The organism is Methanosarcina sp. 1.H.T.1A.1 (assembly GCF_000979295.1).
Lineage (GTDB): Archaea > Halobacteriota > Methanosarcinia > Methanosarcinales > Methanosarcinaceae > Methanosarcina.
Map to the genome: position 1 here is coordinate 22,394 of NZ_JJQY01000127.1, position 9,142 is coordinate 31,535.

Here is a 9,142-nt window from a genome sequence, read left to right on the forward strand (position 1 = left end):
GAATATAGTACTGTTATTTTTGAAAAAAATTGTAACAATTCAGAGAGGGAAACTATGAAGATAGTCGGGATATCATCAAGCCCAAGAGGCAAGAACAGTAATACCTTAAAACTGCTGGATGCAGCTCTGGACGGAGCCGCAAAAGCAGGCGCTGAAGTCGAGTCTATCGACGTTGCAAAGATGAAAATCAAATACTGCACAGCATGCGATTCCTGTTATGAAACTGGCGTATGCTCAATAAAAGACGACTATAACGGTGTGCTGGAAAAGCTTCTGGATGCAGACGGCATAATCTGGAGCAGCCCGAACTACATAACAAATGTGACAGCCCAGCTCAAGACAGTCTTTGATAGAAGTCCGCTTGTTATTCATGAGCAGCTCTTTGACGGGAAATACAGCCTTTCCTTAACAACTGCAGGCAGTGACGAGCTCGATTTTGTCCTTGGCATTATAGATAATTTTATGGTACACTGTGGAGGGAACTCTATCGGAGGAGTGGGCTGTTCAGTAGCCCGGGGTCCCGAAGCAATGGAAGCAGCAATTGAAAAATCGCGTGAAATGGGTAAAGACCTTGCTGAAGCGATAAAAGAGAAGAGGCAATACCCTGAACAGGAAGCTGCACATGAAGCCTTCAGAGAACACTTCAAATATGTCATCCTTGCCAACAAAGCCAACTGGACGCACAACTGCGATTACTGGATTAAAAAGGGCTGGATCTGAATCCCGGCATTGAATTTCCGAAAAAAACGGGATCTACTTGTAAAAAAGATCTGTTTGTAAAAAAGATCTGTTAATGCAGAAATTCAGGGATTCAAATCCCTCTCCTGCATAAACTTATTTTGACTCTCCCGTATGGCAATAACAGAACCTATTGATATTTATTTCATTTTCCTTTTACTGATCAGCTACTTTTTTTCAGCCAATTTTTCAGCCACTTTTTTCAGCCACTTTTTTCAGCCACTTTTTTTCAGCTACTTTTTTTCTGAACAATTTTTCTGCTACCCTCAAGAGTGTATATTATTATAGTAATTATTATAAAAATGACTTGATTTAATAAAGCGGTTAAAAGACATTTAAGCATTTACTTGGAATTTAAAAAATTTATATCTTATATTTAAAAGAGGTCAGGGGTATGGGGGAGAAAGAAAATTCAAACGTGGAAACCGGAGTAAAGGAGAACATCGATGAACTGTGCCTAAATAATTATGAGTTAATAAAAGATGAAATCGTCTCCGCCATAATGAAAGGGGTCGAAGAAGGGGTCAAAGAAGGAGTTAAAAACGGGATACTGAGGGGACTGGATGAATGTTTTGAGATTAGATTTCTGAACGTTATGAACATACGTGAAAAAAAGATAGGAGAAATAGTGGAAGAAGTGGCTTGTGAGACTACAAAAAATCAGGTAAAGGACCAGGTAAAAAAGGAGATGTGCCCGATTTTGGAACACAGGGGAGACATGATCTGTGAAAGAATATTGAATGAAATAAAAGAAGAAAGCGAAGGGATTCCCGAAGCAGAACTGGATTTAATACGGGCCCTGAATATTAAGAAAATTTGCAATGACAAAGCAAACGAAATAAAGCAGGATGTTAGAAAAAACCTGCCACAAAACTTTGTTTCACTTATTTTATTCGATGGAATGCTGGAAGCAATATCCGAATGCATGACTGAAAACGTTGAAAGTTGCAGCGAAAAAATCCAGGAAACTGCCCGGCAAAACAGATCTGTCTAAAAAAGATATCCATCTGATTTGGTGAGGGGAGATTATGGGGGATACTCAGGATCATGAAGAAATCAAAGAACCAGTTAAAGACCTGGCAAAAGAAATAACGCAAAAGTATACCCAGGAGCTAACCAGAGAAGCAATTAAAAAAGCCATAAAAAGTAAAAGAAAGGATCTGAGTGAAACCGAAATCAAAAGGTTAGAAAGCCAGCTTAAGAAGTTGACCGACTCAGAGAAAGCCACCCGGTTCAAAGAAGCCTCTGAAGAGATATCCAGAGAAATTCTTGAGGGCAACATAACTGCCGAGAAAGCAATAGAAGAAATAAGTACAGTCCTGGAAAGCTCCCTTGAAACTAAAGTATCTTTTTTAGCCAGAGCGGCACTTTCTTTAAAAAACATACCCCTTCCGGTAAAAATCGCAATACTTATTATATTCCCCCTTACGGCTGCCATAGCTCTTTTTATCATGCCCTCACTATCAACGGCTCCGGGCGATCTTAACTTTGATCTTAATGAAGGAGAATCCGACTCAGACCAGTTCCATGTATCAAACACCGGAGGCGGGGTTCTTTTATGGACGGCAAACTCGGACCAGCCGTGGATATCCCTGAACCCAGAAAGAGGAGCAAATGAGGGTAATGTTATCGTTCTGGTTGATGCAGAGGATATGGAAGAAGGAACGTATGAAGGGACTATTACCATAGAATCACTTGCAGGAACCGAACAATGCCAGGTCAATCTTGTGGTGGGAAGCGAGTATCCGGGAATGATTGTAAATCCACATTCCATCGAATTCTATCTGGCAGAGGGAGAAGTAGCTTCCAGGGAATTACAGATCTCAAAAGAAGGGAGTGGGACCCTTGAATGGCATATAAGTACAGGCCCTGAATGTCCATGGATATCCTTGAGCCGGGAAAGCGGGACAAATTCAGACACATTAACCGTTACAGCCAATACAGAAGGACTTGAACCGGGGACATATGAAGGGACCATTACAATAGAATCGAATGCAGGAACCGAACAGTGTCCGATGAGACTGGTAGTGGGAAGTCAGCCTCCTGTCCTGGCTGTAGATCCTCTTTCCATTGATTTTGAATTGGAAGAGGGAAAATCTGGCGAAGAAGAACTTAGGATATCAAATGACGGAGGGGGAATGCTCGAGTGGGAAGCAAGTGCCGATGAATCATGGATAACCCTGAGCCCCGAAAGCGGGATAAATTCAGGCACTGTGACTGTCACAGTAGACACAGATAACCTGAGCCCGGGGGAAGAATACGAAGGAACTATTACAATAGAATCAAACGCAGAGAATGAAGAATGCATAATATATCTAAACGTGCTGCAAGAAGGAGAGGACAAAGAAGACCCTATTTTAGCTGTAGATCCGGACCCGCTATCCTTTAATTTCAATTTGCTTGAGGGGGAATCGGACTCAGAGGAATTCTACATATCGAATGAAGGAGAAGGCGACCTTGAGTGGAATATTGTCCTTGACCCCGACTGGTCTTCATGGATATCGATAAATCCAGATGCTGGGATAAATTTGGGGACTGTTACCGTCAGCGTGGATTCGAGTGATCTGGATCCCGGGCAGTACACGGCAACTTTCAAAATTAACTCGAATGTAGGGGCTGAAGAAGGGACAGTAAACCTTACGGTATATTCGGAAGAGACGGAAGGGCCCGACCTTGTGGCTTTTCTGGAGGTCACAGGGGATGCGACCACTGAAGTAGAAGAAAATGATTCTTATCTCGCAGTACCCATAAGTGTAACAGTAAGGAATCAGGGCGATGAGGCTGCTGACATCTTTAAAATATCAACAGAATACACCAACTTGTCGGGCACTTACTCGGTAGCTTTCAGGGTTCCTGGAGAAAGCAGTATCTGGTATCCTTATACAGATGCTCCACTTGCTCCAGGGGAACAAAGAACTTTCAACGGGGATGTTCTTTTCAGGGTGTCATTGGATGGTGAAACAGTCTCTTTAACAGCTGTGGCAGACAGCTGCAGCGAGGATGAATTTAAGCCTGCTTATTGTCGCGTTGAAGAAAGTAATGAAGAAAACAACCAATCACCGGCAGTAGAGATACATTTCTAATTCCAAAGAGAGCAATAAATCATCAGGCGAGAAAGTAACACACATTTTCAGAGAAGAATGAACGTTTTGTTACGAGGGAAGAACTTGATACTTTCGATACAGGAGGTGTCACTACTTTATTTTTCCCATAATACTTCTTACATAAATGCTTCTTTATTCGCCCATATATTAAGTCAAAATACCAACCCAGCTCATGTAAATAAGTAGAAACAGTTCTGAATACCCGGGCGCTCGATATTTAAACATTAAATGCAAAAGACCTTCCAGATATTATAGCCCTTAAGGACCTTACTAGCTTATTGAATGCCTCACTAGCTCCATTACATACATACATACATTCATTACCTGCATTCATGTTTATCCATCAAATTAAAGAAATTATTTCCTTTCCATGGTGGTCTTTTGTCTTCAAAAATTAACCGTGAAACCTTCATCCGGTCTATTGCAGACCTTCTCAGAAAAGCGGAAATCGAGCTTCCTGCCGATGTGGTTGACGCCCTCAGGGACGCCGAAGCCCGGGAAGAAAGCCCTGTTGCAAAGTCCCAGCTCCAGGCGATCCTGAAAAATATCGAGCTTGCAAAAAATCATGGGGTGCCCATGTGCCAGGACACAGGCATCATGATCTTTTTTGTGGAGCTCGGGAGCGAGTTTCAGCCGGGCTTTGATATTGAAGCCGCAGTCCGGGAAGCTGCCGTCCTTGCAACCCGGGAAATCCCGCTCCGCCCCAACGCAGTTGATCCCCTGACCCGAAAAAACAGTGGGGATAATACCGGCACAGGAATCCCGGATATTCACTGGAAACTCGTGCCCGGAAAAGAGCTCAGGATCACGGTTGCCCCAAAAGGCGCGGGCTCGGAAAACATGAGCGCACTCAGGATGCTGAACCCCACCGAGGTAGGAAATATCAAAAACTTCGTGCTCGAAACAGTGATTAATGCAGGCGGGATGCCCTGTCCCCCCCTGACTCTTGGAGTGGGGATAGGAGGTTCCTTTGACAAAGCCGCCAGGCTTGCAAAAGAAGCCCTTCTTGAGCCTCTCGACACCCGGATGAGCAGCTTCGAAAAAGAAATCCTTGAAGCGGTAAACGCTCTCGGGATTGGCTGTATGGGCCTGGGAGGCAGCACAACCGCCCTTGCCGTACATGTGAAAACCGCACACTGCCATACGGCTTCCCTTCCTGTTGCTATAAATATCCAGTGCTGGGCGAACAGGCATGCTTCAGTCGTGTTCGGGGGGGAGGAATAATGGAGCATCACCTGCAGACCCCGCTTAAGATTGAGGATATTGAGAACCTCAACGCCGGAGACATAGTATATATCTCAGGAGAGATCCTGACAGCCCGGGACGAAGCCCATGCAAGAATTCTTGAAATGGAAGAAAAAGGAGAAAAACTTCCTTTCTCCCTCGAAGGAGCCGTAGTCTATCACTGCGGTCCTCTTATGCAGCAGACCGTAAAAGGAGAGAAGGAGGAATGGGGAGTTGTCTCCGCAGGCCCCACAACCAGCGGCAGGATGTCAAAAATGACCCCTCCTCTCCTGAAAGCCCACAATGTTCGGGCAGTTATCGGAAAAGGCGGAATGAAAGGCGTTGCCTCTGCACTAAAAGACAGATGTGTCTACCTTGCATATACAGGAGGCTGTGCAGCCCTTGCCGCCGAACTGATAAAAGAGGTGAAAAACGTCCACTGGCTTGACCTTGGAATGCCTGAAGCTGTCTGGGTGCTCAGAGTGCAGGAGTTCGGGCCGCTCATTGTAGGAATCGATACAAAAGGGAAAGATATTTTTGCAGAGGTAAGAGAAAAAGCTGAGAAAGTGCTTGAAGGGATGCAGAAGTAAAATCAACGTTTAAGGTGATGCGGCCCAGGGTAGGGATCTGAGAAATACTTTCTCTGCACCCTGAAACCGCTTTTTAATTCTCAGAAAATATAAGCGCCTCCGCCAGTTTGTCTGTCGGCCCTTCCCAAAAAAGAGAGAAATAAAAAAGATCTGCAAAAAGTGAATTTCAGTATTACTTAATTCAGATGTCTATTTTTCACCACCACATGCTTTGTAAATTCTACTTTTTCCTTTTTTGTCGCTTTTTGTTTCTGGATTCTCTTTTCACCCTCTTTTTTTCTTTTTATTTTTGGGCAAGACCGCTCTCCTGCGTCGAGCGGGATAAGATCGACACGATACAGTGAATATGGTTGTAAAGCTCAGATAGATATTATAGTCTGCTTGAGCGAAGCGAGACAAAACTCATGCTCCCTTAAGCTAAACTTGGGTGGGACAGGTGCTTTTAGAAAGGCTTTTGTCATCCGAACCTTCTCCCCTGCTGGCTTCAAGATATAACTGGTCTGATGGCTCAGGTACCAGAGGTTCGGCCAGCACCCTGAAGTGTTCAAAAAGTTCCTGACCCCACCGCACGGCTTTTTCCCCGAAAATAATCATACTGTTGTCCTCATTTCCATCGTTTTTCCCTGATGAAAAGTATGTAAGGACCATTGTATCAGTTACAGCAACGGTAGGAGGAGTAATATCGTTATCCAGGACATATATGTCAGAGTTTTCAAAAAGAAGCAGTGTATCAATTTCTTCTTTAAACTCTTCTGCGAATTTTTCAAATATCAGTTGAGTAAGTATGACCGATACCTTCAGCCCTTTTTTTGCATGCTCTGCACAGATGGCCGGATAGCTAAGATCAGGGTATGAAATAATAAGGAAAATCTGTTTCGAGCTGCAAAAAGCTTCAGTCACTTCCTTATACATTGAAGAAGCATCATCGCCGTAATAGCGGGAAGGGAAATATGCCATAAGTTCTTCCATTAGCTTAAAAAATACGGGGGAAATTCCACCGGGCTTAACACCTGGCCAGTAATCGTAATCGTCCTCAAGCAGCCTGAAAGCTTTAACAAGCGATTCCATTCTTCGAACAAGGATTTTTCCCGGAAGGGAGAGGCTGTATACCCTGTCTTCCTGAACAACAAGCCCGTTTTCATTTAACCTTTTGAGCTGGAGCAGAATCGCAGCCGGGTTGGTGCCAAGTTTGGAGTTGATTTCTTCGATGGTCCTGGGCTTCTCTTTTAGAAATAAAAATAGATCCGCCTTCCTTGAAGACAGGAGGACTGTGACCAGAGATGAACTCATCAGTTTTACTGCAAAAGCTATGGATATATAGTTTTTCTTCAGCAATATTATAGTTCCAGTATAAACGGGCTCATTTAGGAGGGACCAGGATTTCAGGCGGCAGGAAGATCGAGATGATTATGCCGAATATTGTTATAATCACCAGCCCCAGGAGGGTAGTTCTTATCCCCTGAATGCGAGCGATTTCGTTAATCCTCAAGATTTCCTGTGTAAGGTCTGGGGGAGCATCTTTCAGGACAGCTTTCAGTTCTTCATCGCTCAAAAAGCGTACATTCTTCTCTATTGCCGATACCAGGTCGGGCTTGAGGTCTTCCGGAATGGTAGTACTGTCATCGATTAAGGTAATGGCTCCTGCTGCCAGGCCTGCAACCAGGAGAGATCCCATCAGGGCAGTCCCGATGGCCATGCCCAGGTTCTGGGAAGTGCCCATCAGGGCAGCCGTCTCACTTGTCCTTTCAGGTACTACCTGGGAAAGCACGAGGTTCATTACCTGGGACGCTATAAGCCCCCCGCCTATCCCAATCAGGGCAAAGCCGGTCATAAGGCCAGGCCCTCTGACCTCCACGTCAATGGTTGCAATAGCCAGGAAAAGCCCTGCGAGAAGTATGATCAGTCCGGCCTGGATGATGCGCTTCGGGGCAATGAAGATGGAGAGCCGGGATGCCGTTAGAGAAGCAATCAAAAGCGGTATGGAAAGAGGCAGGTAGACAAAGCCGGTCTGAATCGCGTTTAAGCCCAGGACGATCTGAAGGAAGAGGGCCATGCTGAACAGGAAACCTCCAAAAAGGAGGGTCTGGACCAGCTGGATGAGGATTCCCGATGTGACCCTGCGGTCCCTGAGCACGTCGAGCCTTACGAGCGGCATTCCTCCGCTGGTAATGATATGGCGTTCCCAGGCGGCAAAGCCCAGCAGGATAACGCCTCCTGTTGCAATGAACAACGGAGTGGGGGAAAGACCGAACGGGGAAATATCAATCCCTGCTATGGAGAAAGTCTGGCGTGCATTCCACCAGCCGTAAGTCCCTGCCAGCAATATGCCAAAAACGATAAAACCCATCCCCAGTGCGGAGAGGATAGACCCAACTATATCCAGCTTTGGCTTTTCGTCGGCCTCAAGGGGTGCATCCAGGATGTAGCGGCTTAAAGCCAGGACAATGAGCACGATCACAACCTCTCCGGCAAAGGCAAGTCTCCAGGTGTATGCAGTTGTCAGCCAGCCTCCTATGATAGGTCCGAGGGCAATTCCGCTTGCAACGACTCCCCCCAGTATCCCATAAGCCATGGCACGGTCCTTCCCACTGTAGTTCGAGGTCACAAGCGTCTGGATAGCGGGCATGACAAGGGTTGCCCCAAGCCCTTCAAGGATCGACCACCCCACAAACAGTACAGCTATTGTCGGGCTGATTGACGTCAGGAACGAACCCACCCCATATATAACCAGTCCAAGCCTGAATGCCCGTTTTCTCCCGACGATATCCCCTATCTTCCCTCCGGTGATCATCAGGGATGCCATCACAAGTGCATACAGGGTAATGGCAGCCTGGACTGTGGTTACGTCCGTATTGAAGTCACTGATAAGTGTCGAAATCGAGACGTTCATGATTGTCGTATCAATAACAAGCACAAACATTGCAAGCGTGAGTGCAACAAGTACAATCTTCTTTTCCACAGTAACCACTTTGGAACTGGAATAATAAGGGCAGCCTGATTATACCCTGGAAAAGATACTTCTTCATGGCAGTTCTACCCAAAAAACTGGTAGATCTACTATCAACTGATAGATCTACTAAGATCTACTATCAATTGATAGATCTACTATCGTTACTCACCGGCTAAGATATTCTTCATAACGCGATGAGTCGTGGCAAAAAGGAAGAAAAAGAAATCCGAAGCTCTTTTCCATTTTTTGGATCATTATCGTTTATTGTCAGTTGAATATGTTTAATCGTGCCCGAATGCTCCCCTCACCCCCGGCAGCATTATATAGATGAGAATAAGGGAGTTCAGAATAACTGAAACGTTAACGTCATACCATGACCCTCCGGTAACCAGCAGCACGAAATCCACGCACAGGTTAAAGACGGTAATCACAGCCAGAAACATCCAGGCCTGCGGATCTACCTGCCAGAGCATCTGAGCCAGCCACACCCATATATAGGCTGTCTCTTATACACATCTGACGCTGCCGACGAATAG

General features: G+C 45.4%; 8 protein-coding genes. 5 read left to right on the top strand and 3 right to left on the bottom strand.

All coding sequences use genetic code 11. The features are described from left to right. The first annotated feature begins 54 nt into the window (after positions 1-54). The 5 genes from EO95_RS12830 to EO95_RS12850 all read left to right on the top strand — a co-directional run bounded on the left by EO95_RS12830 (position 55) and on the right by EO95_RS12850 (position 5,656). Positions 55-720: a flavodoxin family protein gene (locus EO95_RS12830; RefSeq protein WP_048135180.1), complete on the top strand. Its 666-nt coding sequence runs from the start codon at positions 55-57 to the stop codon at positions 718-720. Between the two features lie 412 nt (positions 721-1,132). Next, positions 1,133-1,732 (top strand): hypothetical protein, encoded by a 600-nt coding sequence (locus tag EO95_RS12835; RefSeq protein WP_048135182.1) that lies wholly within the window; start codon positions 1,133-1,135, stop codon positions 1,730-1,732. 34 nt (positions 1,733-1,766) lie between these two features. Then, on the top strand, positions 1,767-3,821 hold the full coding sequence (locus EO95_RS12840; protein WP_048135184.1) for a BACON domain-containing protein: 2,055 nt from the start codon (positions 1,767-1,769) through the stop codon (positions 3,819-3,821). Positions 3,822-4,223: 402 nt separating this feature from the next. Then, on the top strand, positions 4,224-5,066 hold the full coding sequence (locus EO95_RS12845) for a fumarate hydratase (protein WP_048135186.1): 843 nt from the start codon (positions 4,224-4,226) through the stop codon (positions 5,064-5,066). Beyond that, the gene (locus EO95_RS12850) at positions 5,066-5,656 is read left to right on the top strand and encodes a FumA C-terminus/TtdB family hydratase beta subunit (RefSeq protein ID WP_048135187.1); all 591 of its coding nucleotides are present in this window, start codon (positions 5,066-5,068) and stop codon (positions 5,654-5,656) included. The genes EO95_RS12845 and EO95_RS12850 overlap by 1 nt, the downstream gene beginning before the upstream one ends. A gap of 417 nt (positions 5,657-6,073) precedes the next feature. Here the strand turns inward: EO95_RS12850 and EO95_RS12855 are convergent, their stop codons facing one another. The 3 genes from EO95_RS12855 to EO95_RS12865 all read right to left on the bottom strand — a co-directional run bounded on the left by EO95_RS12855 (position 6,074) and on the right by EO95_RS12865 (position 9,094). Then, positions 6,074-6,946 carry a winged helix-turn-helix domain-containing protein gene (locus tag EO95_RS12855; protein ID WP_048135197.1) on the bottom strand — a complete coding sequence of 291 codons (873 nt, stop codon included), beginning with the start codon at positions 6,944-6,946 and terminating at the stop codon, positions 6,074-6,076. 70 nt (positions 6,947-7,016) lie between these two features. Beyond that, a complete protein-coding gene (locus tag EO95_RS12860) occupies positions 7,017-8,615 on the bottom strand; it encodes an MFS transporter (RefSeq protein ID WP_052733586.1) in 1,599 nt (532 codons plus the stop codon). Between the two features lie 272 nt (positions 8,616-8,887). After that, positions 8,888-9,094, bottom strand: coding sequence for a hypothetical protein (locus EO95_RS12865; protein WP_235283010.1), 207 nt, complete (start codon positions 9,092-9,094; stop codon positions 8,888-8,890). Positions 9,095-9,142: the final 48 nt, after the last annotated feature.

Coding starts and splice junctions, on each gene's coding strand:
- EO95_RS12830 (WP_048135180.1), top strand. CDS start 55: ATGAAGATAGTCGGGATATCATCAAGCCCAAGAGGCAAGAACAGTAAT.
- EO95_RS12835 (WP_048135182.1), top strand. CDS start 1,133: ATGGGGGAGAAAGAAAATTCAAACGTGGAAACCGGAGTAAAGGAGAAC.
- EO95_RS12840 (WP_048135184.1), top strand. CDS start 1,767: ATGGGGGATACTCAGGATCATGAAGAAATCAAAGAACCAGTTAAAGAC.
- EO95_RS12850 (WP_048135187.1), top strand. CDS start 5,066: ATGGAGCATCACCTGCAGACCCCGCTTAAGATTGAGGATATTGAGAAC.
- EO95_RS12855 (WP_048135197.1), bottom strand. CDS start 6,946: ATGAGTTCATCTCTGGTCACAGTCCTCCTGTCTTCAAGGAAGGCGGAT.